Source organism: Parasedimentitalea denitrificans, assembly GCF_011813015.1.
GTDB lineage: Bacteria > Pseudomonadota > Alphaproteobacteria > Rhodobacterales > Rhodobacteraceae > Parasedimentitalea > Parasedimentitalea denitrificans.
Genome location: NZ_QHLQ01000033.1, coordinates 1 through 26,776, shown reverse-complemented (window position 1 = coordinate 26,776; position 26,776 = coordinate 1). Strand labels below are relative to the sequence as shown.

Genomic DNA, 26,776 nt, shown 5'->3' with positions numbered 1-26,776 from the left:
TTGGTCCTAACATCGCCACCAATCCCCCCACGCCAATAAGGAAATTGAATCAGTCATATACCCTCAAATCAACAAGAGTTTTTCAACAACATTCGCGGGAAGCGTACTTTGCAAAGTTAGGCCGGTCGGGCTCCCGGAACTGATGACAAAGACCCGTTGCGGATATCGATGTCGCTCCTGATGCTGGATAAAGCTCCCGCAAAGCGGTCCTTCTTGAATTAGAGTTTTTTGACTGTTGTGGATCGCTGTTAACCGTAACGAGTTTCCAAAACACATATCGTTGCATGCCAAGTTTCCACTATCGGATCAGAGGGAAAATGAAACGATGTCGCCTAAAGAACTGCCCCAATTTGCCAAGGAACAAATTCAACCCCGCCAAACCCAAGATCTTCACTTTTTGAGTGCCGACCGCTGGCGATGGCTATCAGCGCCTCGAAGATTTCCTCTCCCTTTTCGACAAGAGATACGCCTTCGGCGATGTCGCCGCAGTTGATATCCATGTCTTCGCTCATACGCATGAACATATCAGAATTGGTTGCAATTTTGAGGCCGGGCGCGGGCTTGTACCCCGAAACCGAACCGCGCCCGGTGGTAAAGGCGATCAAGGTGGCCCCAGACGCAACTTGCCCAGTGACAGAGCAGGGGTCGTAGCCAGGGCTGTCCATGAACACGAAGCCTTTGCTGGTCAGTGGTGCGCCGTACTCAAATACCCCGGACAAGGGCGCCTGTCCACTTTTGGCGACTGCGCCCAACGATTTCTCGAGGATCGTTGTGAGCCCGCCACGTTTGTTGCCGGGGCTTGGATTGTTGTCCATTTTCGATCCATGGCGCGCGCAGTAGTCTTCCCACCATGTCAGTTTATCCACCAGCGCTTGTCCCACTTCTGTGGAGACGGCGCGGCGGGTCAATAGGTGTTCAGCTCCGTAAATCTCGGATGTTTCTGACAGGATCGAGGTGCCGCCTTGCTGAATCAGAAGATCGGAGGCGACGCCAAGGGCCGGATTGGCGGTGAAACCAGAATAGCCATCTGACCCACCACATTGCATACCCAGCACCAGCTCTGATACCGGGGCGGGGGAGCGTCTTGCTTGGTTGGCAAAACCCGCGAGCGAGGTGAGATGTTTTAGACCCGCTTCTATGGTGCGCCGTGTGCCACCCATCTGCTGGATCGTCATGTAACGAAGCGCACCGTCTTGGGTAATCTTGCGATCACCTACCAATTCGGCCAGTTGCAGTACTTCGCAGCCCAGTCCTACCAATAAGATCCCGCCAAAATTCGGATGCCGCGCATACCCTGCAAGTGTCCGCAGCAGGAGGTCATAACCTTCACCTTGATTGGACATGCCACAGCCACTGCTATGTACGATGGGAACGATGCCATCCACATTGGGGAATTCATCCAGCAGGCCGGTCTTTTCCGCCGCTTCAGCAATGAAACGGGCGACAGAACCGGAACAGTTCACTGATGTCAGGACACCAATGTAGTTGCGTGTTCCAACACGCCCGCACTCGCGGTGGTAGCCCTCAAACGTGCGCAGTTGTTCGGGATCTGACAGGGGGTGGGCAGCGGAACCAAAGGCGTAATCCGCCACATGATCACTCATGCTCATATTGTGGCTGTGTACGTGAGAACCTGCCGCGATGTCGCAATCGGCCTTACCGATAATTTGGCCATAGCGAACAACATGATCCCCTTTGGCAATACCGGTCACGGCGACCTTGTGTGACCGAGGGATCGGTTCAATTGCAACGTCATCGCCTGCCGTAAGGGTTTGCAGAGTGATAGCAACGTTATCCGCATCGTTTAAAAGGAGTATTTTGGATGACATAAAGTTATTCCCGCAGCTGAACGATGACTTTGATCAGATCCGCGCGTTCCTCAGCCAAGCCGTTAAATTGGACGGCTAATTCATCCAGTGTGAGCACCGTGGAACACAGGGCTTCTGCATCAATCAAGTTGTCACGAAAGGCTGACATGACCCAATCAAAGTCGGCCTTTAATGCGTTGCGACTACCGATCAGGCGCATCTCGCGCTTGTGAAATTCCGGGTCGCTGAAGGTGATGTTGTCTTTGACCACACTGACCAGAACGTATGACCCGCCGTGGGCCACGGCCGGAAACCCAGCTTCGATTGCGCCGGCATGTCCGGTGGCATCAAACAAGACATCGTAACCTTCATCATCCGTCGCTTTGATTGCGGCCTCGATGCCTGTGTGGCCCATGTCGAAACCAAACTTCTCTGAAGCCATAGCCAAGCGTTCAGGGCTGAGATCCAGCAACGTGACGGTTGCACCCTTTAGGCGCGCAAACAAAGCCGTGCCTATACCAATGGGCCCTACGCCGGTTACCAGCACATTATCACCCTCGGACACGCCAGAACGTTGCACCGCGTGCGCACCGATGGCCAGAAACTCGACCATGGCTGCTTGGATCGCTGACAAACCGTCCGCGGCATAGAGGTTGCCCGCAGGTACGGCCAACTGGGGGATCAGACCACCATCGCGATGCACGCCCAAGACTTCGATGTTGTAGCAGCAATTGGGCTTGCCGCGCTTGCAGGCCCGGCACTCACCACATGTCAAATAGGGGTTCACCAGGATTAGATCACCAGCTGACCAACCTTCGCCATCACGTGCGACATGGCCGCTTAGTTCGTGACCAATGACCCGTGGATAGTTGAGAAACGGATGCTTCCCTTCGAGAATATGATAGTCAGTCCCGCACAGACCCACGGCGCAGATATCAACCAACACCCAGCCATCTGGAACCTCATTCACGACAGGGCGAGGTTCTATCGCAAATGTTCCGGGTTCGACGACTGTACCTGCTCGCATTGTATTGGTGCTCATTTGGATCCACCTCGCGGCGCCCAGCCATCTGGCAATGTGCCCTTGATGATGAGGCTCAGAATATCGTCTTTGTTCACGTCTTCGATGCGGAAGGTGCCGACATTGCGGCCCTTATTCATCACCATCACACGGTCACACAGGTCAAACACATCATGCATGTCGTGGCTGATCAGGAAGATGCCGATGCCTTCGTCCTTTAGGCGCAGCGTTAGATCGGCCACCATCGCCGTTTCCGATGGCCCGAGCGCTGCCGTCGGCTCGTCCATAATTAGAACTTTGGCTTGAAAGTAGATCGCGCGGGCAATGGCGATAACCTGTCTTTGGCCACCTGACAGCTTAGCCACAGGGTCTTTGAGATTCTTGAAATTGGGGTTCAGCTGGCGCAGTGCGTCTTGCGCCTCGGTATGCATGCGTGCTTCGTCGAGGTTTCCGAAACGGGTCTTCAGCTCGCGTCCGAGAAATAGGTTCTGCGCCGCATCCAGATGGTTGGCCAAAGCCAAAGTCTGATAGATTGTTTCGATACCGAATTTCTTGGCATCATGCGGAGATTTAAGATCAGCCTCTTGGCCGTTCACGTAGATCTCGCCGCCATTGGGTATCATCGCTCCGGACAGGATCTGCATGAGACAGGATTTTCCAGCCCCGTTGTGGCCCAATACACCGACGACCTCACCCGGATAAAGATCAACTGAGACACCTTCAACGGCATGAACACCGCCAAAATGTTTGTAGATCTCTGACATTTGCACCAGAGGGGGCTCTTGAGCGTTTGCGTCCAACATTTTTCGTCCTATCGGAATCTAGAGTTGGGTCAGCGAACGTCAGTTCGCTGACCCAGGCACAATCAGTACAAAACGTTCTGTGCGACTGGGGTATCGATGTTGTCTTTCGTGACCATCACAACACCAGTGTCGATGAAGTTGGTGATCTCGTTGCCAGCCAGCAGATCAGCGATGGCATTTACACCCAGCTCGCCCATCTGGAACGAACCCTGAACGGCAGTCGACAAAAGGGTTCCGCTTTTGACCATGTCCTGCAGGTCCGCGTTGCCGTCAAAACCGATGGCGGTCAGTTGGCCAGCTTTGCCTGCTTGCTCAATCGCGCGGCCCATGCCAATTGCTGTTGGCTCGTTTGCACCAAAGATACCAACCAGCTTGTTTGCAGCCAGAATATCTGTGGTTTGGTTCAGTGCGGTTGCCATTTGCGACTGCGAGTAGAACGGACCAACGATCTCGATATCCGAGCTTTCACCGATATGTTTTACAAAGCAGCCTACACGACCGATTTCCGAACCAACGCCAGCAACATATGACATTACAGCTACTTTGCCTGCGGTGCCGACAGAGTCGATCATCATCTGAGCAGCTTGCTCACCTGCTGCGCAGTTGTCGGTGGACAGGAAAGTCTGGTAGTACTTTTCGTTGCCTTCGGCCAGACCGCTATCAATGATTGCAACAGGGATGCCGCTTTCATATGCGCGCTTTACCACTGGGGCGAGTGCCTCTGGATCAGATGGCGCCAGGACGATGCCGGAAACGCCGCGGTTGATCGCGTTCTCGACCAGGGCGACCTGATCTGCGATCGCAGATTCAGCAGCTGGACCGTTGAACGTCATCGTATGGTCGCTGTGGCTTTCAATGGCAGCTGTCGCGCCTTTGTTGACGTTCTGCCAGAAGCTGGAGTTCGTCGTTTTTACGATCACGGCGATCTCGCCGGCCGATGCGACTGTAGCTGCCGTTGCTAGGATGCCTGTGGCTAGCGCTGTTGTCAGTAGTTTCTTCATGGTTTCCTCCCGTTAAAAACTAGTTCTTGGTGATTGAGTTTGGTTAGTTCCGGTTGCGGATTTGGTCGATGTAGACCGCGCCGATCACGACGATCCCGATGATGATTTGTTGAATGAAGGCAGAGGTGCCTGCCATGTTCAGGCCATTTCGCAACACGCCGATGATAAAGGCGCCGATCATGCTGCCAGAGATGCTGCCAACACCTCCCATCAGCGACGCACCACCAATGACCGAGGCCGCAATGGCATCAAGTTCGTACATCACACCTTCGTTGGGCTGCACTGTGACAAGGCGTGACATCAGTACCATTCCGGCAAGTCCCGCAAGAGCGCCCGACGCTGTGTAGGCCCAGATTTTTGTTCGGTCGACTTTTACACCGGAAAGGCGCGCAGCTTCTTCATTTGATCCGACTGAGAAGATGTGGCGGCCAATCTGACGGCGCTGCAACAAGAACCCGCCAATCAGTGCCATTACGACCAACAGGACTGCGGGATAAGGAATGCCTGGGAATATCACCTTGGGAAAACCATTGGCCTGCATTTCGACAATGCGGAAAAACGAGCCATTACCAAGTTGTCCAAAGGCCTCGCCAAGGCGGCTGATAGGGGCGGCACCTGTCAATTGCAGTGCTACTCCACGCGCAATCATCATCATGCCCAGTGTTGCTACAAACGGAGTAATGCGCAGTTTTGTTATTACAAGACCATTGATGAACCCGCAAAATGCACCGGCTATAATTCCGAAAGCCATAGCTGGCATGACTGGGAGGCCTGCCTTGATTGCCAGCCCGGTAACCACACCGGACAAGGCCAGAACAGAGCCGACGCTCAGGTCAATGCCGCCGGTGATAATTACCAATGTCATCCCAATGGCCAGCAGCCCGATAACGGAGGTTTGCAGAAGAACAGTCAAACCGTTATTCACCGAGAGAAAGGCCGGACTGGTAAAGGAGAAAGCCAGTATCAGCAGCAGCAGTGTCAGTAGAGCTGACAGTTTGTGCAGGCTTGATCCGGTCGGCAAGAACCGCAATTTAGTGTTGCCATTAGTGTTGGACATAGTCGTTCTTGCTCCCTAAAAGACATCAACTGTCTTTAATAATAATAAACATATTGGCGGGAAGCTGGTCCGTCAAATGTTTTTAATTTTTTTGAACATTTCAAAAAAAACAGGTATAACGAGCCAACCGAGAGAGGAATGATACGACCTATGGCAAGGACCAATACCCGCTTCGTTGAGGCATACAATGAACTCTTAAGCCTTTGTGATCAATTGGAAGTTGGGGCGTATTTGCCGTCTGAAAATGCGTTGGCCTCTCAGTTGGGCGTTAGTAGAACAGTGATCCGAAGTGCTCTGACACGGCTGGATGACTGCTCCATTATTGCGCTCGATGGGCGCGAAAAAATCCTAAGGCGTCATTCGACTGAGGATGATCGGTTGGAGGGGCCTCCCGTTTTGCTGGGAATCGAGGAACTGGAGAGCCGATTTCTTGACTGGGTTTTGCGCATGGATGTTCCGCCCGGTACCGTGCTGAATGTCGCGCAACTCTCTAAGGACTTTTCTGTGGCGACCCATACCTTGCAGGAGTTCTTCTCGTCACTCAGTCGTTTTGGTATTGTCGTGCGCAGGCCGCGCGGAGGTTGGGTGCTGCTAGGTTTCACCAAAAACTACGCGGTAGAATTGTCAGATTTTCGAACCGTCTTGGAATTGAATTCCGTACGCCATCTTGCAGCCCTTCCAATGGACCACGAGGTTTGGGCCCGTCTAGATAGTCTGGAGCAGGAGCATTTGGATCTGTTGCAGCGCATTGATAACGATTTCCATGATTTTTCACCACTCGATGAAAAGTTCCACGCTGTCATCAACAGCGTGGTCACAAACCGTTTTGTCAAAGAGTTTCAAAAAATCATTTCTCTCGTGTTCCACTACCACTTTCAGTGGAACAAAACCCACGAGCGCGAACGAAACGAAGATGCCATTCGTGAACATCTTGCGCTGATCGAGGCTCTGCGCAGTCGAGATGCAGATAAGGCTGAGGCGGCCGCGCGCCGCCATCTTGCCACCTCTAAGCAAACACTATTGTCCTCGCTTGAGACCAATAGCCACGCGACCTAAGTGGTGACAAAAGCCATTGCTGGGTCTGACAATTGTTTGTCGGCGGCATCAAGATTGCGTTGCAGCGAACTGACTTTACCAGTTCCCAGCAAGACAGAGCAGGCCGCGGGATGATGCAGTGCAAATTGCAATGATGCCTCTGCCAAGGTGAGGCCCACTGCTTTTGCGCTGTCCTGCAAGGCTGTCACCTTGTCTAATATTACTTGTGAGGCTGGTGCATAGTCAAACCAAGCCCCTGGTTTTGGCCCGGTTGCCAGAATTCCTGAATTGAAGATCCCGCCGAGCACCAAACTGGTGCCTTGTTGTGCACATAAGTCCAGCAACTCGGCTTCGGCTTCGCGGTCTAACAGGGTCAGTCGTCCAGCAAGCAGAATGACGTCTAATGGTGTTTGTTTCATCACGTCGATGCAGATTTGGCTTTCGTTCACGCCAAGCCCGATCGCCCCTATGCGCCCGGCTTGTTTTAGGTCCTGCAGTGCAGACATGCCTGATCCCAAAAGGTCTTCCAGATGGCGAGCGCCTTCGGTGGCGCCGTGGGTGTAGTCGCCGATGTCATGCACAAACACGATCTCAACGCGAGAGGTTCCCAGCCGTTCGCAACTGCTCTCAAAACTTTCTAGGATGCCGTCTGCTGAATAGTCGTAGCGAACTGCATTTGGCAAAGGTTGGACAAATCCGTCAGCTTCGGCCAATTGTGGGCCAGGTGACAAGACCCGCCCCACCTTGGTGGACAACACATAGTCGTCGCGTGGGATATCCTTGAAAAAGTTACCCATTCGTTGTTCTGACAAACCGCGCCCATAGTGGGGGGCCGTATCAAAATAGCGGATGCCGGCGGACCAGGCGTGTTGCAGGACATCGGTCACGTCGCTGTCACTAACGACATGACCAAGATTGCCAAGGCTGGCACCGCCCAACGATAGTGAAGTTACTGAGATATCGGTTTTGCCGACGCGGTTGGTCTTAGGAGGTATCATGCTGTTTCCTTATTGTAGGCCACAATCTCAGTGAGGATTGGCTTGATGGATGGGTCGCCTTGGGCCTTGGCCCAGTCCAGCATCGCAGCGATCCGGCGCATTACCTTTTGGCGGTGGTTTTGCGAAATATCCGCAATCCGATGGTCCAGAAATGGATTGGAAAACCGCTCTATTGTTGTGTCAACGTAAGGATCGAATTGATCCTCAAGCCCTGCCGCAACAAAGGCGGGCCTAACCTCGTTGTTCAGCACGTCTTTCAGGCTAGCCAGTTCGGTTGCATCCTGAACCAAGTTGCGGACAAGAATGTCTTGTGAACCACGTGCTCTCAGCCATCGATCAGCCAGAAACGTGTGACCAAGATTGAGGATGAATAGTTTTAACGCTTCGATTTCGCCCAATGACGGAACAATCTGCACCGAGGGATGATCGCAGGGCAAAGTTACTCCCGGCTGATCTTCTATCGCCCAAAGCGCATAGGGTTCAGCCACAGCCCCTGCAGGTTCGATTGGTTGCGACACAATCCTATCCACCAGTGAGTTCACCCAAATGACGTCACGGTCAAGATAGTTGCGGAACTCAACAGGGTCCTGTTCGGCCAACTGCATCACACGACGTTTCAGAACTGTTCCATTGTCTGCAATCAGCTCCATTGGCATGATCTGTATAGGTGCAGCCCCCGCCGCGAAACGCATGCGCAATAGTTGGGTCAGCTTGGCTGGATAGGACATGGCTTGGTCAAATTGCAAAGCTGAGTCTCTGGCATTGGACGCAAACCCAGCGTCTCCTGTGTTGGACAGAACAATCTGCGCTTCATTTACAAAGATACGTACGATCTGCACCCAGTCGCGCTCAGTCGACAGAGTGCGTGCGACGCTTTTAACGGCGATTGTTTCTTGTTGCCGCTGCCCATCTTTCAGGCCTTCGATCCGCACGGGATATGACCCTATCAATGCACCCAGACGCTTAGCTCGCGCTGGGTTGCCAGAGCTTTGCACCACGGTAATCGGCCCAACATCCTGACCGGCCTCCATCGCTTGAGACAGGAATAAATCGGCATGGGCTTGCAGAAACCGGCTGGTACCAAACTGGAGGATAGGGGTGGTTCGCACGAATTTTCCTTTCACAGGCGTCGACCGAGATCAGCACTTTACGTGAAATGTTTTTAATTATACAAAACAATTCGAGTCAAGTAGGCATGATGGGAACTTGAGATGGTCGAGCCTGTAAAAATCGATGCACACCAGCATTTTTGGCAAATTTCGCGTGGTGACTATGATTGGATGACAGACGATGTCGCGGACATCCGTCATGACATCCTTCCGCCAGACCTGTCGTCACTGATTGATCTTCACGGTATTACAGGAACAGTTGTGGTTCAGGCCGCAGCGACCGTGGCTGAAACAGAGTTTTTGCTTGGACTGGCGGAACAAACCAGTTTCATCAAAGGCGTTGTGGGTTGGGTCGATCTTGAGGATGCGGATGCGCCGCAGACTTTGGACCGGTTGATGCAATCCAATGAATTCAAGGGCGTGCGCCCGATGCTGCAAGACATCGAAGACACCAATTGGATTTCCCGGCCTAGGGTTATGGCCAATCTCGCAGCGCTGGCGGAACGAGGACTGCGGTTGGATGCTCTTGTTGTGCCACGCCACCTAAAAGTCTTGGCCCAGGTGGCAAAAGAACTGCCTGAACTTTCCATCGTCATCGATCATTGCGCCAAACCTGTGATTGCGGATGGGGCGAATGCTGGGGATGCCTGGCGCGATGGCATGGCCCGTTTGGCCGAACTTCCCAACCTTATGTGCAAAATCTCTGGCCTCGCCAATGAAGCAGGGCCTGGGTGGGGAACAGAGCAATTGCAGCCCGTTGTTGACCATGTCCTGCGCCAGTTTGGCGCTGACAGAGTCATGTGGGGCAGCGACTGGCCGGTTTTAAACCTCGTCGGTGATTACGATGTTTGGCGGGCAGTCTCAGCACAGCTGTTGCAAGGGTGTTCCGAACAAGATCGTGCGGCAATTTATGGTGGCACTGCTGTAAAGTTTTATGGATTGGAAATCGGCGAATGACTTATCACATTGTCTGTATCGGCGAACCATTGGCCGAAATCTCGCGCCAGGAATCCAAACTAAATGTCGGGTTTGGTGGTGATACTCTCAATACGGCAATCTACTGCGCGCGCGGAGTTCAGGGACAGGATGTGGCCGTTCACTATGTCACTGCGGTTGGCCAAGATGTGCTTTCCAACAGCGTGGTCGAATTGATGCAAGGCGAGGGCATTGGCACGGACTATGTCACCCGCGACCCACATCGCCAGATCGGAATCTATGCCATCCAAAATGATGAACAGGGCGAGCGCAGTTTTCATTATTGGCGCGATGCATCCGCCGCGCGTGAGATGTTCAAGACCGAGACTTCGCCGCATCTGGAGGCGATTAAAGCGGCTGATCTTGCCTATCTATCGGGCATCACACTGGCGATCCTGACGCAAGACGCGCGGGACCGCCTTTGGAACGCACTGGCAGAGCGCCGCAAGTCGGGACTCCAAGTTGCGTTTGACTCCAACTATCGGCCCAAGCTGTGGGAAACACCTGAGATCGCCCGTCGTGAAATCGCCCGGTTCTGGGAAATTTCAGATATCGCTTTGCCGTCAAAGGAAGATGAGGCGGACTTATTCAGCGACAGGGACAATGCGGCAATTATTGATCGCATCTTAGCCTCTGGCGCAAAAAACGGTGCCCTCAAATGCGGAGCTGATGGACCTGTACCATTGCCCCTATCGGCGGCCACCCAAGGCTTTGCAGCCGCCGAAACCGTTGTAGATACAACAGGTGCAGGTGACAGTTTCAATGGCGCGTATCTGGCTGCGATTGTTTGCAAGAAGACACACAATACGGCCTTGGCATCAGCACATGATCTGGCCTGCCGCGTAGTCGGTCATCAGGGCGCGATCTTGCCAAATACACAGCCTGTAACGCCGCAACGCATGGGCAGTGTAATCCGGCTCAAACCCGAACACCTTGATGAATACAAACGTCTTCATGCGAATGTCTGGCCAGGTGTCTTGCAGCGACTGCGTACGTCTAACTTCAGCAACTATTCGATTTATCTGAAACAACCAGAATGTCTGATGTTCGGGTATTTTGAATATACGGGCAGCGACTTTGCGGCTGATAACGCTGCCATCGCCGCCGATCCGATCACCAAAGATTGGTGGGCGGTCTGTGGCCCAATGCAAGAGCCGTTCGAGACACGCGCCGATGGCGAGTGGTGGGCAGAGATGGAAGAGGTGTTCCATCTGGACTAGCGTGCTGCCGCTCTGTCTGCGCGGCTGGTAGAATTCTCAGTATAGAAATGGATTTATGATGGCTCAACTTGAAGGACGACTTGTAGGCAAGACCGCACTGATCACGGCTGCCGGGCAAGGTATAGGCCGCGCCACAGCGGAGCTGTTTGCACAGCATGGGGCAACGGTAATCGCTACGGATGTGAACACTGCGTCTCTGGCGGAATTGGAGGCCGTCGATGGCGTGTCAGCCGTGAAGCTGGATGTCACTGACGTTCAGGCAGTCAAGGACGTGCTCGGCCAAGCGGGCCCGCTGGATATCCTGTTCAACTGCGCAGGCGTTGTGGCCAATGGCACGATCCTGGAATGTTCCAAAGAAGACTGGGATTTCAGTTTTAACCTGAACGTGACGGCCATGTTTCAAATGATCCAAACTGCACTGCCAGCAATGCTGGAAAATGGTGGCGGCTCGATCATCAACATGTCCTCCGTCGCGTCGTCGATCAAAGGCGTACCAAACCGTTTTGCCTATTGCGCCTCTAAGGCCGCGGTCATTGGTCTGACCAAATCTGTGGCTGCCGATTACATCAAACAGGGAATTCGGTGCAATGCGATCTGCCCAGGGACGGTTGATAGCCCCTCGATGCATGGACGGCTGCGCGCAACAGGAGACTACGAAAGTGCGCTTGCGGCTTTTATTGATCGCCAGCCTATGGGCCGCATTGGCGAAGCCGAAGAAATCGCATCATTGGCCTTGTATCTGGCAAGTGATGAAAGTGCGTTCACGACTGGTCAGGCACATGCCATTGATGGCGGTTGGTCGGTTTAACGAAAGGAATTTGGGAAGAGATGAAACTACTTCGTTTTGGAGACCGCGGCGCCGAACGCCCCGGCATGGTGGATGCGGATGGTACCATTCGGGACCTTTCGTCAGTGATTGAAGATGTCGCTGGAGATGCGCTGGGCGATGAACAGATTGCAAAGTTGCGCGCGATTGAGCCATCGACGCTGCCTATTGTTCCTGCGGAAACGCGGATCGGTGCCTGTGTGGGGCAGGTCGGGAAATTCATCTGCATCGGCCTGAACTATTCTGACCACGCCGCCGAAAGTGGCATGTCGTTGCCGGATGAACCCGTGGTGTTTTTCAAAGCAACCTCGGCCATCACCGGGCCAAATGACGATGTCGAAATCCCACGCGGGTCGGTCAAAACCGACTGGGAAGTTGAATTGGGAGTGGTCATCGGCAAGGCAGCAAAATACGTCAGCAAAGAGGACGCGTTGAAGCATGTCGCGGGTTATTGCGTTGTAAATGATCTGTCTGAACGTGACTTTCAATTGCACCGCTCTGGCCAGTGGGTAAAGGGCAAGTCCTGCGATACCTTTGGGCCAATCGGTCCTTGGCTGGTGACCCGCGACGAAGTGGAAGATCCGCAGAACCTGGACATGCATCTTGAAGTTAACGGACGTCGCTATCAGGACGGCTCTACCTCGACTATGCATTTCGACGTGGCGACGGTCATATCACATCTGTCCCAATTCATGAGCCTTCAGCCGGGCGACATTATTTCTACAGGAACCCCTCCGGGAGTTGGAATGGGACAGAAGCCTGAAACTTACTTAAAAGCGGGCGATCGCATGGCGCTGGGCATTACTGGCCTCGGCGAACAATCCCAAAATGTCAGGTCCAGTGAATAAAAAGGACGTAGGTACCTTTGTACGAGTTGGTCAGGCAATCCCGTGTTTCCAATGCGGGATTGCTATGGCTGGAGCCGGAGTGCCGTCCACTAGCGTCTGACTTTTACTAAAACATATTTTTCAGGCTCGAAGACGAAAGTAATGGCTTCCTACTCAACCTATATGACTTGCTGCATGTACCAGACTGTCAATAAGCGTTTAAAAGTGGCCCATGGAGAATACCCCACTGGGGCGTCGTCTTCGGGTTCGCACAAACAAGCGAAAGAGGTTGGTTCATATTCCAATCACGCCGACGCTTGCTAAGGTCATTGATGAGACCGAGCCCGGAAAATTGTTGATCCTAACTAATGTGTCAGGTGATCAACTAACGGAGCATCGTGCTTCTGATGGGCTGCGACAGTGGCGGGATAAGGCCAAACTGTCTCGAGATCTGCGGTTGCAAGATACGCGAGGTACTGCGGCGACCCGGCTTCTGTACGCAGGTTTGAGTTTGTCAGAGATTGCTAACCATATGGGGTGGTCAATCCGCCATGCCGCCAATGTGATCGAACATTACGCAAGAGTTTCACCGGACGAAACTGACTCTGTATTGATCAAGCTGTCGGCTGCCCTTAGGGGTGCATCATGAACAAAACTGTAAACGCTACTGTAAACGGAGGTACCAGTGCAGTGTCCGAAGCAACGCAAGTCACTGAAAATACTTGGAGGCGAGTACGAGAATCGAACTCGTGTACACGGATTTGCAATCCGTAGCTAAGTGACTGATTTTCCACGTTCCGGCGTTGAGAGAAGAGCAGGATAAAGCGGAAACAAAACAGGAATGTTGAGAAGCAATAGTCCAAGGTTATTTGTGTAATAGGGCGAGTTCAGGACATTCGCTGCCGCCAACTCCAACGGCAGCAATGCGCAGGTAGCGACCTTTGCAAAGTCAGTGTGGTACGCTAGGGCAACAGGTGCGACCGCCCCAAAGCCGACCTAGAGACCAATCGCGGCGAATGGCCCCTCCTCCTGCGATGCTCGTGTAAGCCCATGATGGGTTCTGGCCAAGGCTGCAAAGGTACTCGCAGTTACCGTTCCGGTTAACTTCTGGAAGTACATGCATTAACTTCTGCAATAGTTGTTGCACGAATCATTTTTATGCCACATGAATTGCAAAGAAGCTGCTGGAGGGCATTATGAAGGACGTAGATACCTCTCCGTTGAGTGAGGTCGTTAAGGCCTTTGACGGCAAGTTGACTGGATCAGATCGATCAATCTTGTCGGTTATTCTGAATGATCCAGAGCAATCCGTTTTCCTTTCGGCCACACAGCTGGCAGAAGAGGCGCAGGTGCATGCGTCCACTGTTGTCCGGCTTGCACGCAAGTTAGGTTTTCAAGGTTATCCCGAATTGCGCGACCGGCTGCGAACCGAGGTCAAACCGGGTGTGGCATTGAGCCAACGCAGCCAGCAACGAATGGTGTCCATTGAGCAAGGCTCAAACCTATCCGCCTTGATCGAAAGCGAAATTGAAGCACTGCACGCATTGCAAAAATCGATCTCGCAAACGCAAATCAACGCCGCCGCTGAACGCCTTGCCAACGCCAACACGATCCATATTGTCGGCCGCGGTGGGGCTGCGCCTTTGACAGTACACCTTGATCGTCGCCTACGCCGCAACGGGTATACTACCAACGTTGCCTTAAATATGCAGCGACGTGATTTGGCAGAAAAATTCATGGGGCTGCGCAAGGGCGACGCCGTTATCTTTTTTGCCTTCCAGGCGCCGGAATCGCTACCTGCTGGATATGCAGGGCTGATCGCACACACCGCACGAATTGGTGCGCATTCCATTCTCATTTGCGATTCAACCGGGCTGACAGCACGACCTCGCCCTGACATCACATTGATGGTCAATCGACCGGACGAGGGTGTTATGCAGCTTCGCACTGGCCCGATGGTTCTGTGTGAAGCTCTTGCAATGACATTGGCTCACAAGAACCCAGAACGCGCAGTTGATGGGCTTGAAGCCCTCGAAATTCTGCGCACCAACTTACTGAATGATAAGGACTGAGAATGAGCGACATTTCCGTTCCAGCCCACGGATTGCGATCCCGCCTGCACAGGAGTGCAACGGATCCCGTCAATATCCTGATGCTGCTACTGCTGGCGGTATTGGCCTACCTTGTGTTGTGGCCATTTATCCAACTTACAATTGAAACACTGACTTGGAGCCAAGGAGATCGCCGCCTATCGCGCGATGCAGTGCCAGGCGAGTTTACCTGGTTTCACTGGCTGCAGGCCACCACCGGGCCACTTTCGACCAAGGTTCTGTATGGGCCGCTGATCAACACGATGATTACCGGCATCGTGTCAACTATTCTCGCTCTCCTTGCTGGCGGTGTGTTGGCTTGGTGCGTCGTGCGATCAGACATGCCGGGCAAACGTTGGCTGCAACCAATCCTGACATTGCCTTATATCCTGCCGAGCTTCGCCATTGCTCTAGCTTGGGAAACTGTATTCCGCAGCCCAAAGGTGGGAGGACAGCCTGGATTGTTCGAAGCGCTTTTGGGGACTGCACCACCTGAGTGGTTATCTTATGGCGCGGTACCGATTTCTATTACACTCGCGATCCACTATTTCCCGTTTGCCTACCTATTGGTGGCCGGCGCGTTGGCCACAATTGACTCTCAAATGGAAGAAGGCGCGCTGATTTCTGGGGCAGGTCGGTTGATGATCCTGCGTCGGATCACTTTCCCAGTGGTAGCGCCCGCCTTTGCAGCTGCCTTTATCCTGACCTTTGGCAAGACCATTGGCCAATTTGCGCTTCCGTTCCTGTTGGGTGCGCCAACCCAATATCATACCGTCGCCACGATGGTGTATGCCAACTTGGCGTTAGGGCTGGATTCCATGGCGTTTGTGTTGGCCATCGTGCTGATTGCCATGTCATTGGTGGCAATCTGGTTCTCCAATCGCTTTGTCGGCAAAAAGTCGCGCCGATTTGAAACCATCAGTGGCAAAGGATTTCGTAGCCGCACAATCGCACTGGGAGCTTGGAGATGGCCGGTTTTCACCGCAGTAGCATTGTTCAGCTTCACCGTCGGTATTCTGCCTTTGATCCTGCTTGGCGTGCAGTCAGTGATGCTGATCGACGGGTTCTATGGGCTTGAAAACCTGACCAGCCATTTCTGGTTCGGCACCTCAAATCCCGAAATTGCGTTTGGTGAACCTGGCGTATTGCACAATGACATCATTTTGGGGGCCACATGGAACACGCTGAAACTGGCTTTCATCTCTGCTGTGATTGCCTCGGTAGTTGGCTTGGTGATTGCCTATATTTCAGTACGCCGCGCTGACAATCCGCTGGCCCGGGCTCTGGACCAGATTTCGTTCATTCCGTTCCTGTTCCCGACAATCGCCTTTGGCGCCATGTATCTGACTCTGTTTGCCGAGCCGGTTGGCCCGATCCCAGCGCTCTATGGCACATTTACCCTGCTGGTACTGATCTCGGTTGTGTCTCGTCTGCCCTATTCGGTGAAGACCGGCGTAACTGCGGTCACCCAGATCGGCAAAGAGCTGGAAGAGGCAGCCGAACTGGCAGGTGCAGGTTGGGGTATGCGGTTTCGCCGCATCATCATGCCGCTGGCCAGTTCGGGGGTCTTGTCAGGCATGATGGTCAGCTTTGTCGGAGTGATGCGGGAATTGTCGCTGATCATCCTACTGATCACACCATCAACACGGGTGCTGATGACCGTTGGCTTTGGCTATGCCGAAGAAGGTCTGTCCCAACTTTCAAACGCGCTGGTCTTGATCGTGGCCGTGCTGACAATCATCGGCGAGCTGATCTTGATGTGGATCGGCAAGGGCAAGATGGCGCGCCTGCGCGACAAGCAATCCTAAGGAGGAGCAGAAGACTATGGCTAAGATAACCGTTCGCAATCTGACCAAACGTTATGGGTCAGCAACTGCTCTGAACAATGTGTCACTTGAAATCGAATCTGGAGAGTTTTTGGTACTTCTTGGGCCTTCGGGTTGCGGAAAAACCACCCTCTTGCGCTGTCTTGCCGGTTTGGAAACCCCGGACGAAGGTGAGATCATTATAGGGGATCACGTAGTGTTTTCCTCCAAAAACAACACTATGGTGCCACCCGGAAAACGCAACCTTGGCATGGTGTTTCAAAGCTATGCGCTATGGCCACACATGAGCGTGCGGGACAATGTGAAATTTGGCCTTGATGTGCTTAAGACCCCAAAAGGTGTGGCCGACGAACGGCTTGACCAGGTACTGGACGATGTTGGGTTGGCACACTTGGATGGGCGCTACCCTTCGGAATTGTCCGGTGGGCAACAGCAACGCGTGGCCCTTGCCCGATTACTGGCTACACAACCGCCTGTGTTTTTGATGGATGAACCCTTATCCAACCTTGACGCACGGCTGCGCATGGACATGCGAGTTGAGTTGAAACGGTTCCAATCTGACACCGGAGCCACCACAGTTTATGTCACCCATGATCAAACCGAAGCCATGACCATGTCGACCCGCGTGGTGGTGATGAAGGATGGTGAAATCCAGCAAATTTCGCCCCCAGATCAGCTGTATCGTCAGCCGGAGAACACTTTTGTTGCTGACTTCATTGGCATGCCGCGGATCAATCTGGTCGAACTTGATACCGTTGATGGGCGCGGCACTTGTTTTTCAAACGGAGACATCCAGATCGAAACCGGATGGGCGCCAGGGGTGCAAAAGGTGATCATTGGTGCCCGCCCCGAAGACATCACCCTGTCGGCTGATCTCAATACACCGGGTGAAGACTACCAGATTTCAGCGGTGCTGCCCAATGGCCCGGAAACCATCATCCAACTGATGCGCGGACAAACCGTAATGATCGTCCGGGTGGGCCACGACACCGAGTTTGCAACCAACCAGACGGTCAAACTCTCGTTCAAACGTCAATCGCTCAACATCTACGACGCTCAAACCGGCGTTCTTGTCACGCCGCCTGACATAGAGGTGGCCAAGGCGGGCTGAGAAGGAATTCTGCGAAATTTTAGGGAGGAAAGTGAAATGACAACCAAAATAAATCTGAAGCTATTGGCCACGACGGCCGCATTGGGCCTGATGTTGGGCAACTTTGCCACAGCGGATGACGCCTGGCAAAAGTCAGCCGGTGTTGGTGCTTATGCGGGCGAAGCGCAAGACTGGGTCGCTATCGAGGCCGCAGCCCGCGAAGAAGGCCAGGTCGTGATTTATTCCGTGTCCTCACGGATTGCCAAGCTGGTTGATGGTTTCAAAGAAAAATATGGTATCGATATTATCGGCCATGACATGCCGTCCGACCTTCAAATCGAAAAGCTCCGCCGTGAAAACAATGCTGGGGTTCACGCGGTGGACGTCTTGTTCAACGCCGAAGCAGCACTTTTGCTTAACGAAGCCCTACCAGATGAGCTGGTGTGGAACTTCATTCCCGACGGAATGACCGATGATCTGGACACCGGTGAAACAGAGCCGTTCTTGATCCAACGCCACAGCAGCAGGGTGGTCTATTATAACACGGCTCTCAACCCCGGTGGCGCCCCAATTGACTCTCTTTGGGACTTGACCCGTGACGAATGGAAGGGCCGCACCTTGTTGCCCAGCCCTCTGGAAGACAGCCTATCCGCCAACTTCATTCAAACCGTGCTTCACAATGCAGAAGAAATGGCGGCGGCCTATGAACGAGAATTTGGTGAACCTATCACCTATTCAGAAGGCGTTCTGGAAGCGGTTGAAGACAACGCCACAATCACTGAGCCGGATGCCGGGATGGAGTGGCTATTCCGCTTCTTGGGCAACGAGCCTGTGTTTCAGGGGTCAACAACAAAAATCTTTAAAAACGTAGGTGACGTGCAGCAGGATAACCCACCGTTGGGCATTACAACTTTCTCAAAGATGCGCAAAAATAAAGAGGGGATTTATGCTGCCGCGCCGATTTACGACCTTGATCCAGTGTTTGGTGTCAGCTACCCAACCGCGTTGGTTATGGCCAACGAGGCCCCTCATCCCAACGCGGCCAAACTGCTCATTAGATACATGATGGAAGAAGACGGGTTCAAACCTTGGAACGAACCCGGAGACTATGCCGCGCGCAGCAGTATCGAAGCAACTCAGGTCGAAGACTTTAACCTGCCCAAATTCGACGATCTCAATTTGTGGCCAATCAACCCTGAAGAAATCTACTTCACCAAATACGGCTTCCTCGCGCTGTACTTGGCGCTTGGTTAAACCTGTTACGCTCCGGCTAAGAGAAGCTTTGCCGGAGCGTTTCCAATTCTTCTTCTAAATCTCTGGGTGACCGGAAAGGACTTTTTGTGAGTATCTCCACAATTCTATTTGACGCAGGCGATATCCTGTATAGTAAGCCACGCCGGAAGGCGGCTGTCACAAAGTTTCTCACGGATCGAGGCTATAGTGAGCCCATGGCCAAGGATCCGGTTGAGCGACAAATGCGGTTAAAGGCCCATGCTGGTGCGATCGGTGTTCGTGATTTCATGACTTGGCTGATGGGGCACTATGGCGTCACCGATCCGCAGGATGTTCAGGACGGCATCGAGCTGCTCCTTTCGCAGCAACGCGATGTGACGTTCTTCCCGGAGGTTGCCGAAACCCTACACACTTTGAAGCAGCGTGGCATAAAACTGGGGATCGTGACAAATACCTTCAACCCACCTGCAGAAAAGAACGAATGGTTCAAAACCATTGGAATTGATGGGATCTGGGATTCCTATGCAGATTCCTGCGAGTTGGGTGTGATCAAACCGGAACCCGGTATTTATTTGGCGGCTCTGAAACCAATCGGCGTAAAACCAGAAAACGCCATTTTTGTCGGTCATGCTCAGGTGGAAATCGACGGGGCGAAAAGGCTTGGACTAACAACAGTGCGCTTCAACGCCGATTCAGATTGCGTCTCCTCTGACTACGCGATCGACAAGTTCAGTGAGCTTCTCGATATCCCGAGCAAGATAGATGGAACTAAAAAAATGTCTTTGGCATAATAGTCGCTCCTAGATCATTCAGACAAAGCACCAACGAGAAATTGTTTAAGTTTCCACGACTGGCAGCTTCCCAAACACTGCCGTTTCCAAAGTAGGATGCCGACGGATGAAATCTGCCCATTCAACCAACGGTCTGGGAAAACTGATTTCCTAGTGCCGTCGGTCTCCGCTTCTGTGCATCTCTTACTGATCTAGGGTCTGCTAGACGCTTGTTCTGCGATAGTCGCCTAACGCGCTTGAGGGATCTTGATACAAGTCGCGGGGACGGGCTGATTTTGGCATTTTGTGCCCCTATTGGACAATCGTTTCTTCAAGCCCATTTGCAACACCTCTTAACCGATTTCCCCCAAGTAACTGGGGCTGCTGTCATGGCTAAGTGGCCCACCGCGCTGCGGCAAGGTCTTCCTTTCCGCACAGCGGTCGTTCGAGCAAATCACGGCGAACGGCCGTTCTCCGCCCTTTCCCGTTTCATACGCCCACCATGCTGCACTGCGCTCCAGTGTCACAGAAGGGCTGGAAACGGCCATTAGACGCGATCACCACTAACGGCGGCTATGCGGTTGGTTTGACCCGGTCAGGCAAGCCAGCAAGTACGATGAGGGCTGCAGAAAGGACTGAGGGGACAGTGTCCTTAAGGTCAAAGCGTTTGTTGAGCCCCCAATTCAACGCGCATCGAAGGGCTAAGCCGCCCGCATACAAGCAGTGGGAAGTAAGTAAACATCTATACATTTCCATGATGATTTTCTTGTTAGATACTTGAATTTACTCAGTTTATTCGCAATTGGAGGCGAGTGTCGCAAGAATATTGGCAATGCAATTTATATACATCCAATGCCTCTAGAACACTCGCCGCAATTACACTTGTTTCTTCTTGCCTTGCTCGCTCGTCAGGGGGTATTTAGTCAAGATGACAATCCTGAAAGTTGCAAATTCACATGAAGCTATCTAAAAATACCCTCGCTCCGCTGATGCTAGTTGTTGCACTTGCAGGCTGCGAAATCTCTCGTGGTGGAGCGGGCCAAATGACAAACGGTGAACCCATCATAGGTGAAATCTGGCAGAATAGTGCGCTGGAGGAGGGCATCTCTATTACAAGTGTCAATGGATGGCAGTGCACTGGCAAACTTACCAAAGCACAAAGTAGGGCCACAAACTCGGTAATTACAATTCCTCTCACATGCTCGGGCGACCTAACAGGCACTGCCTTGGTGGCTGTTGACAGGCCAAAAGCTGAGGTTGACATTAACTTCCGCCTCTCAAACGGAAAAGTTGGGCAATTGTCTGTTAGTTGACTTCTACAGGCAGAGGTTGGCCAGCTAGGTCGGTCATCGCCAACTCGAGCTAACCACTTCCACAACCTTCCTCGTCGGGGCAACCTCATGGGTGCCTGAGCAGGATAGGTAGACCTCTGATGAGATCGACCTGCTGACCTTCCCTAGAGACTGCTGACTAGAACTGGGATGTTTGAGTATATCAGAGACCCACGTCACCTGCCCGATACTCCGACCACCGCTAGAGGTTGAGGTCACCGGGGCGGTCGGATGCTGGAATGGGGAAGAAGTTGATTTGGAAATCAGGACAATAGGAGTTAGCAATCTCCTCAATCCCTATTTGGAAAGTAGCGACCGCCATGAAAATTGAAACCAACCAGATGAGCCAAACTCTCTCTTAGTTTAGGCCGCCTTTGGACCTTAGAATCCTGCCGACGTACATTACCAGCTCATGGGCGCTGCGATAGTTGTTGAAAACGGCGCAGAGCGCTGATCGGGCAAAACAGTCGCCAAGCGGCCGAAATCCTTTGTGCTGGAATTACGCCTTGCACCAACGGCAGCTTGCCTGCTGCCAGACAAGCACCCAAGGCGGGGAGGGGACCGGTCATTATTGCTAACTGTTCGAATACCCGGATGCCGATACACTTTTAGGCTTGGTATGGCGGTGGAGGCGTCAGCTAGGGGTTGAAGAAAACGCATTCAGGCGACTACCTTGGCTCAGTTCATCCTCTGGAGATATTGCATGCCGTTTACCAACATCCCCGATTTGACCGCTGACCGCGCCAAATATGTCAGCAAGGCCAAGGCCGAACTCAAGAGCCAGCTGAAGGACAACACGATTCTGAAGTTCTATTACTACGACGGTCTGTCAACAGGAGCTGGTAACGGACAGATGTTCCTGTTTGGCAAGGTGCCGCCAGCCGATCTGAAAATCCTGAAGGATAAATCGAAGACGCATGCCTTGGGAGAGTGCTTCCTGAAGGGGCAGGAGTTGAACATCATTCTGTCGAAAGGCCGCATCCAAAGCAAAAAACTCACCGCGCTGATGAAGGAGGTCAACCCTGCACTGTCGGCGGTGCTGGTCGATGGACTTGATCCCAACGCAACGTTGACTGGAGCGGCAGTTGCGGTGGACCCCGAGAAGGCGCAGGCCGAAAATGCTGCTGAGGAGGCACGCAAGCACTTTAGTCGCATCCCCAAGGGGCTCATGGGCGGCGGTGTCGATGCTCTGCGCGACCTCCGTGATAAGATTGGAGATCTGGCCGACGAAGATTCACCAGATTTACTGACGATCCGCAAGCACCTTGCGACGATGGAAAAGGCCGTGAGAAAGCTCTCCGATCCTTCGTCTTTGCCATCGCTTAGCGAGCGGAAAGAGGCCGCTGGAAAACTTCTGGCCAAGGCAAATGCGAGCTTCGATAGTTTGCCCGAGGAAATGTCGGGTCCGGGCATTCAGACGCTGAAGAATATTCTGGACAAGATTGAAGAATTGGCCAAGGCGGACGTGCCGAAAGTCGATATGATAGTAAAGCTCTCCGACGGGCTGCTAAAGGGCATTCAAAAGCTCACAGGCGACGCGCCGACAGATGGCGAAAAGTCCGAGGATCCGAGTCTCAAAGAGAAATCCGATCGTCTCTGGAACAAGGTCATGGAGCGGTTCGACCGGATTAAGGCGTTGATTACCGACGACGAGCGCGCGGAACTGCGCAAGATTTGGGGCCTGGCAGATAAGACGCGCGAGACTGGGAACAGCGCCAATGTCACTAAGGTTTTAGTGGCGCTCGACAAGAAGATCCTCGAATTTGCGAAGCTGGCGATGGCCGATAAGGAAAAGGCCAAAGCTGGCGCGACCCAGACTCCGGCGACCGGATCCGAGGCCGAACGGCTGACTGCTGTGATCGAGAAGAAGGTCGTGTGGGTGCGCAAAGCCGAGGGGCTAGTGACACAGGAGCGCGGGAAGTTGGAAAAGATCCGCTTCGCCATTCTGAAGACAAAGGAAAACGAAGGCGATCCCACTGCGCTACTGAAGGATTTTGACACCGCTGAAAAGCGTCTTGACAGCGTTCGTGAGGCGCTGACTGAGCAGCGGCGGCAACATAGCGAACTGCTTACACGTCTTGAAGCCGCCTCGGCGGTGGATCCAAACCTGAAACGGATTGCCGAGGCAGCCGAAGCGGATCTCACTAAACTTGATACTCTGTTCGACGACATTCCGATGGAAGCGGCCAAGGCGCAGATTCAGGAAACACTGGAAGAGATGGGTGCAGCGGTTGAGTGGCGTGAGAAGCGGTTGAAGGAAGAAATCCGCGATGGCAAGCACGGCATGGGCCGCCACGGCCCGCAGACAGGGCTGGAAGCGCAAGGCGTCCGCGCTGCGACGACCGAGGCCTATTACGACACCTCCGACTCAAACGCCGCAAAGCATAAGGTAAAGAACCGTGGCGGGGTGGCCCCCGACAGCACCTCTAACCCAGCGGGCACCGCGCAGCGCAGTGTCGAACGGAACCCGGACGGCAGCGCCAAGAACACTACTGTCAAATGGAACGCGATCGACATCACTTATGCCGAGGAAGACGGCAAGCGGGTGATCGTCGATGTTGATAAGACCGCGAAGAGCATCGTCGCCACCGCCTCGAACACCGGCGCCAGTCAAGTGGGCTCGATGTGGGCGACGCCGGTGCTGGAAAAGCGCGCCTTCGACATTTTCAATAAAATTGCGAAGGACGTGGAAAAATATCAGGAGTACAAGAAAAAGACTGGTACCGGCTATAACGACTTTAAATCACTCGAGATTACCCTCGGCATAAACGAGAGCGGCGGTGCTGGATGGGGTTATGCAGTGAAGAAGGTGGGCAAGAAGAGCGAGCACCTCGATGAACCCACTGCGAAGGGCTTCCTGCATGACTTCCAGGACGGCAATATCGGCCTCGACGAATTGTTCAAGAAACTTCAGGTCAAGATGATGGAGACTGACGATACCGGCAAGAACATGATCCAGGGTGCCACTGCGATCTTCCGGCGCTCTAACAAAACCGCCTCGTTCACTATGGTCACCATGTATCCCAACAACGACGAAGATCACCTCGAGTGGCGGCCGAACAAGGATTACACCGGTACCCTCGAGTTCAAAGGTCCGTCTCCGGTCGGTACCAAGACCTTCAACATGCTGTCGATGCCTTGAAGTCTGAACGCTAGGTCCCTCCGTCGCTTTGAATCAGGTTTTGCCCTTTTCCAGTGGAGCGTGACTGTGCTTACTCAGACCGGTTTATCGTCTCTCCCTTCGCGCCTGGCCAGAGCATACGCTCCTGCTTGGCGTGAACCCAATTGAAAGGGAGGCCGCTGGTTCGACGGCACAGATCCAAGGCCACTGTCTCAGAGACTGCAAGTACATGTCCCCACTTGCTAGGTCGTCTGTCGTCTGTTTTCGATGCTTCAGCTTTCCATACACGCATAGCGTGATTTTCAAAAATCTTGGTGAACAAATTGTTAAGAGGGGCGTGATGTTAACATTAAATGATGCACTTCAGGGCTTAGACCCAGCGTAGCCTGCAGCCATGTCCTGTGTTTGAAATCGGTAGCTAAGTGGCTGATATTCTATCATATCTGTGTTGAGGAAACGCGGGATAAAGCGGAAACAAATGAGGAAAGTTGCGAGACAGAGTGCCGCGATGGATGGCTGGCAATAGACCTTGGTCGGTAAAAACTAGGGCTAATCCAGTTTTCAGACAAACTAGTTCCCGATCAAACTTCACGTGCCGTTTGCGCCTAGTACAAATTCGGCTTTTTCTCCCATGCAACTTACCCAAGATTTTGCCGCGGCTGTTGCTTTGGCGTCTGCATTCAGGACAAAGAATGTCCGCGCGGAATAAGCCCTGAAACGTACAGCAAACGAGCAAGTTTCCAGTTGCTCAGACCAGTACAAGTTTTCCGCAGCGTGCCCTCCTTTGAAACGAGAGTTGTGATGGTAGATGATGGCCATTCGCCCCTCAGAAAGGCTCCTTGCTTCGTTTAATGGCAGCCGTTTCCAATTCTTTGACACGCCGATGTTGAACCGATCATTTTGGCATAGCCCATTGTCTGGATCGATGAATACCAAATCGCAGTTTTCCAGAGTAGTTCGAACACGGTCAAACCACTGTTCTCGCCAGACAGTCCTGTCTTCCAAACGACGACTTGAATAACTCAGACATTCGTCGGCAACAGCGATTGGTGAAATAATCTCTCTTTTTACAACTTCCCTCACATCCCTCCGACCACTTTGCACCAAGTGTTTTAAGCCGTCGAAGACATCGGCTGATCGCTCCCGCCAAACTTCCGGCTGGTTAAGGTACGCTGTGTGTTTTCCATCGTCATTGTGATTTTCATTTGGGTACAGATACCAAGCTACTCCCAGCTGCTTTTCTTTGGAAAGAGCGTTGAGGAGTGAGTACTTAGCTGTCTGACGTCAGCGCTTGTGGGTCCAAATAGGATAATTTGATAAGGTGTCCGTCGTCAGAGTTTTTGGAACCGAAAGCAGCCTGAACAAGTGAGAGTTTGGCTCATCTGGTTGGTTTGATTATGCAGCGTGTTTGCGGTGATGCAAGCGCCGCGCTTCGAGCGTCTTCTGCTTGATCCTTTCTCGTTGTTCCAGAATGGCTTTGTCACGGCCGAAGTAGACATCGGCTGGCGTGACGTTGTTCAGGCTCTCATGATAGCGTTGGTGGTTGTAATGGTCGACGAAGGCTTCGATCTGGCCCTCGAGATCACCCGGTAAAAAGTAGTTTTCCAGCAGAATCCGGTTCTTCAAGGTTTGATGCCAACGCTCAATTTTGCCCTGTGTCTGGGGATGATATGGTGCGCCCCTGCTGTGCTTCATTCCTTTGTCCTGCAACCATTCCGCCAGATCGCCGGAGACGTAACTTGACCCGTTGTCGCTCAGCAGACGCGGCTTGTGAACGACGTGAACCTGGTCGCAGCCGGAAACCTGCAAAGCCAGGTCCAAGGTATCCGTGACATCCTCAGCCCTCATATTGGTGCAAAGCTTCCACGAGATGATGTAGCGGCTGTAATCGTCCAGGATCGTGCTGAGATAGAACCAGCCCCAGCCGATGATCTTCAGATAAGTGAAGTCGGTTTGCCAGAGCTGGTTGATCGCCGTGGTTTTGTCTTTGAACTCGACAGCGGCTTTGATCACGATGAAGGCTGGGCTGGTGATCAGGTCGTGTGCTTTCAATATCCGATATGTCGAAGCCTCTGAGACAAAATAGCTTTCTTGATCGGTGAAGGTCACCGCCAACTCCCGTGGTGACAGCTCCGTCTCCTTCAGGGCCAGCTTAACTACCTTGCGCCGCACCTCGTCAGGGATGCGGTTCCAGACATGCTTTGGCTTGGGTGATTGATCCTGCAACCCTGTCTCACCACGTTGCAGATATCGGTCATACCAACGGTAGAATGTGGTGCGCGGAATGCCCAACTTGGCCAACGTCTGACGCGCTGACAGATGCGAGCCTTCAACCAGTCGGAGGATCTCCAGCTTCTCAGATGCGGAATACCTCATTCTTGGTCGCCCCCATCCCCTGTCATGCTTTTTTTGAGAAGGCGCAACTCCAGCGTTTGTTCCGCCACTACTTCCTTCAGGTCACGGGCTTCACGGCGCAGATCTTTGACTTCATCGGTCGTCGCAGCACGAGCCGTATCACCGGCTAACCGCCGTTCCCCGGCTTCCATGAAGTCCTTCGACCACTTGTAGTAAACGCCCTGCGAAATCCCTTCTCTGCGGCACAGTTCAGCAATGCTGTTCTCGCCACGCAGACCGT

22 protein-coding genes are annotated in these 26,776 nt (G+C 53.1%); 12 read left to right on the top strand and 10 right to left on the bottom strand.

Annotation, left to right across the window (positions count from 1 at the left end; genetic code table 11):
• Positions 1 to 332 precede the first annotated feature (332 nt).
• The 5 genes from DL239_RS19985 to DL239_RS19965 all read right to left on the bottom strand — a co-directional run bounded on the left by DL239_RS19985 (position 333) and on the right by DL239_RS19965 (position 5,690).
• On the bottom strand, positions 333 to 1,829 hold the full coding sequence (locus DL239_RS19985; protein ID WP_167685865.1) for a UxaA family hydrolase: 1,497 nt from the start codon (positions 1,827 to 1,829) through the stop codon (positions 333 to 335).
• A 4-nt stretch (positions 1,830 to 1,833) separates the two neighbouring features.
• Entirely contained in the window at positions 1,834 to 2,850 is a 1,017-nt protein-coding gene (locus DL239_RS19980) for a zinc-binding alcohol dehydrogenase family protein (protein WP_167685864.1), read from the bottom strand.
• Positions 2,847 to 3,593, bottom strand: coding sequence for an ATP-binding cassette domain-containing protein (locus tag DL239_RS19975; protein ID WP_240932084.1), 747 nt, complete (start codon positions 3,591 to 3,593; stop codon positions 2,847 to 2,849). Before DL239_RS19975 ends, DL239_RS19980 begins: the two co-directional genes overlap by 4 nt.
• Positions 3,594 to 3,694: 101 nt before the next feature.
• A complete protein-coding gene (locus DL239_RS19970) occupies positions 3,695 to 4,633 on the bottom strand; it encodes an ABC transporter substrate-binding protein (RefSeq protein WP_167685862.1) in 939 nt (312 codons plus the stop codon).
• 43 nt (positions 4,634 to 4,676) lie between these two features.
• Positions 4,677 to 5,690 (bottom strand): ABC transporter permease, encoded by a 1,014-nt coding sequence (locus DL239_RS19965; protein ID WP_167685861.1) that lies wholly within the window; start codon positions 5,688 to 5,690, stop codon positions 4,677 to 4,679.
• Positions 5,691 to 5,828: 138 nt separating this feature from the next.
• On the opposite strand from DL239_RS19965, the gene DL239_RS19960 reads away from it, so the two are divergent.
• Positions 5,829 to 6,746: a GntR family transcriptional regulator gene (locus DL239_RS19960; RefSeq protein WP_369410597.1), complete on the top strand. Its 918-nt coding sequence runs from the start codon at positions 5,829 to 5,831 to the stop codon at positions 6,744 to 6,746.
• Here the strand turns inward: DL239_RS19960 and DL239_RS19955 are convergent.
• Positions 6,743 to 7,723 carry an aldo/keto reductase gene (locus DL239_RS19955; protein ID WP_167685859.1) on the bottom strand — a complete coding sequence of 327 codons (981 nt, stop codon included), beginning with the start codon at positions 7,721 to 7,723 and terminating at the stop codon, positions 6,743 to 6,745. The two genes, DL239_RS19960 and DL239_RS19955, sit on opposite strands and share 4 nt — an antisense overlap.
• Positions 7,720 to 8,832: a mannitol dehydrogenase family protein gene (locus DL239_RS21940; RefSeq protein WP_167685858.1), complete on the bottom strand. Its 1,113-nt coding sequence runs from the start codon at positions 8,830 to 8,832 to the stop codon at positions 7,720 to 7,722. The genes DL239_RS19955 and DL239_RS21940 overlap by 4 nt, the downstream gene beginning before the upstream one ends.
• A 102-nt stretch (positions 8,833 to 8,934) precedes the next feature.
• On the opposite strand from DL239_RS21940, the gene DL239_RS19945 reads away from it, so the two are divergent.
• The 10 genes from DL239_RS19945 to DL239_RS19900 all read left to right on the top strand — a co-directional run bounded on the left by DL239_RS19945 (position 8,935) and on the right by DL239_RS19900 (position 19,710).
• Positions 8,935 to 9,789 carry an amidohydrolase family protein gene (locus tag DL239_RS19945; protein WP_167685857.1) on the top strand — a complete coding sequence of 285 codons (855 nt, stop codon included), beginning with the start codon at positions 8,935 to 8,937 and terminating at the stop codon, positions 9,787 to 9,789.
• Positions 9,786 to 11,027: a PfkB family carbohydrate kinase gene (locus DL239_RS19940; RefSeq protein ID WP_167685856.1), complete on the top strand. Its 1,242-nt coding sequence runs from the start codon at positions 9,786 to 9,788 to the stop codon at positions 11,025 to 11,027. The genes DL239_RS19945 and DL239_RS19940 overlap by 4 nt, the downstream gene beginning before the upstream one ends.
• 55 nt (positions 11,028 to 11,082) lie before the next feature.
• Positions 11,083 to 11,835 (top strand): SDR family oxidoreductase, encoded by a 753-nt coding sequence (locus DL239_RS19935; protein ID WP_167685855.1) that lies wholly within the window; start codon positions 11,083 to 11,085, stop codon positions 11,833 to 11,835.
• 20 nt (positions 11,836 to 11,855) lie between these two features.
• Positions 11,856 to 12,701, top strand: a complete 846-nt coding sequence (locus DL239_RS19930; RefSeq protein WP_167685854.1) for a fumarylacetoacetate hydrolase family protein — start codon at positions 11,856 to 11,858, stop codon at positions 12,699 to 12,701.
• Between the two features lie 211 nt (positions 12,702 to 12,912).
• Positions 12,913 to 13,329, top strand: coding sequence for a tyrosine-type recombinase/integrase (locus DL239_RS19925; RefSeq protein ID WP_167685853.1), 417 nt, complete (start codon positions 12,913 to 12,915; stop codon positions 13,327 to 13,329).
• 547 nt (positions 13,330 to 13,876) lie between these two features.
• A complete protein-coding gene (locus tag DL239_RS19920; protein WP_158981541.1) occupies positions 13,877 to 14,752 on the top strand; it encodes a MurR/RpiR family transcriptional regulator in 876 nt (291 codons plus the stop codon).
• Between the two features lie 2 nt (positions 14,753 to 14,754).
• Positions 14,755 to 16,578, top strand: a complete 1,824-nt coding sequence (locus DL239_RS19915; protein WP_167685852.1) for an ABC transporter permease — start codon at positions 14,755 to 14,757, stop codon at positions 16,576 to 16,578.
• 16 nt (positions 16,579 to 16,594) lie between these two features.
• Positions 16,595 to 17,707: an ABC transporter ATP-binding protein gene (locus tag DL239_RS19910; protein ID WP_158981539.1), complete on the top strand. Its 1,113-nt coding sequence runs from the start codon at positions 16,595 to 16,597 to the stop codon at positions 17,705 to 17,707.
• A gap of 36 nt (positions 17,708 to 17,743) precedes the next feature.
• On the top strand, positions 17,744 to 18,940 hold the full coding sequence (locus tag DL239_RS19905; protein WP_167685851.1) for an ABC transporter substrate-binding protein: 1,197 nt from the start codon (positions 17,744 to 17,746) through the stop codon (positions 18,938 to 18,940).
• A gap of 86 nt (positions 18,941 to 19,026) precedes the next feature.
• Entirely contained in the window at positions 19,027 to 19,710 is a 684-nt protein-coding gene (locus DL239_RS19900; RefSeq protein ID WP_167685850.1) for an HAD family hydrolase, read from the top strand.
• Between the two features lie 1,720 nt (positions 19,711 to 21,430).
• Here DL239_RS19900 and DL239_RS21535 read toward each other — a convergent pair.
• Entirely contained in the window at positions 21,431 to 21,589 is a 159-nt protein-coding gene (locus DL239_RS21535) for a hypothetical protein (protein ID WP_206188560.1), read from the bottom strand.
• 134 nt (positions 21,590 to 21,723) lie between these two features.
• On the opposite strand from DL239_RS21535, the gene DL239_RS19895 reads away from it, so the two are divergent.
• Complete coding sequence (locus DL239_RS19895) at positions 21,724 to 24,162, top strand: coiled-coil domain-containing protein (RefSeq protein WP_167685849.1); 2,439 nt, start codon at positions 21,724 to 21,726, stop codon at positions 24,160 to 24,162.
• 567 nt (positions 24,163 to 24,729) lie between these two features.
• On the opposite strand, the gene DL239_RS19890 is transcribed toward DL239_RS19895, so the two are convergent.
• Positions 24,730 to 25,224, bottom strand: coding sequence for a hypothetical protein (locus tag DL239_RS19890; RefSeq protein ID WP_167685848.1), 495 nt, complete (start codon positions 25,222 to 25,224; stop codon positions 24,730 to 24,732).
• 312 nt (positions 25,225 to 25,536) lie between these two features.
• Positions 25,537 to 26,776, bottom strand: a protein-coding gene (locus DL239_RS19885; RefSeq protein WP_240932083.1) for an IS3 family transposase whose coding sequence is annotated in 2 segments (ribosomal slippage) — positions 25,537 to 26,550 and positions 26,553 to 26,776 — 1,238 coding nt annotated over the 2 segments. Because the reading frame shifts where the segments join, the coding sequence is not laid out codon by codon here. This gene is flagged as partial in the annotation.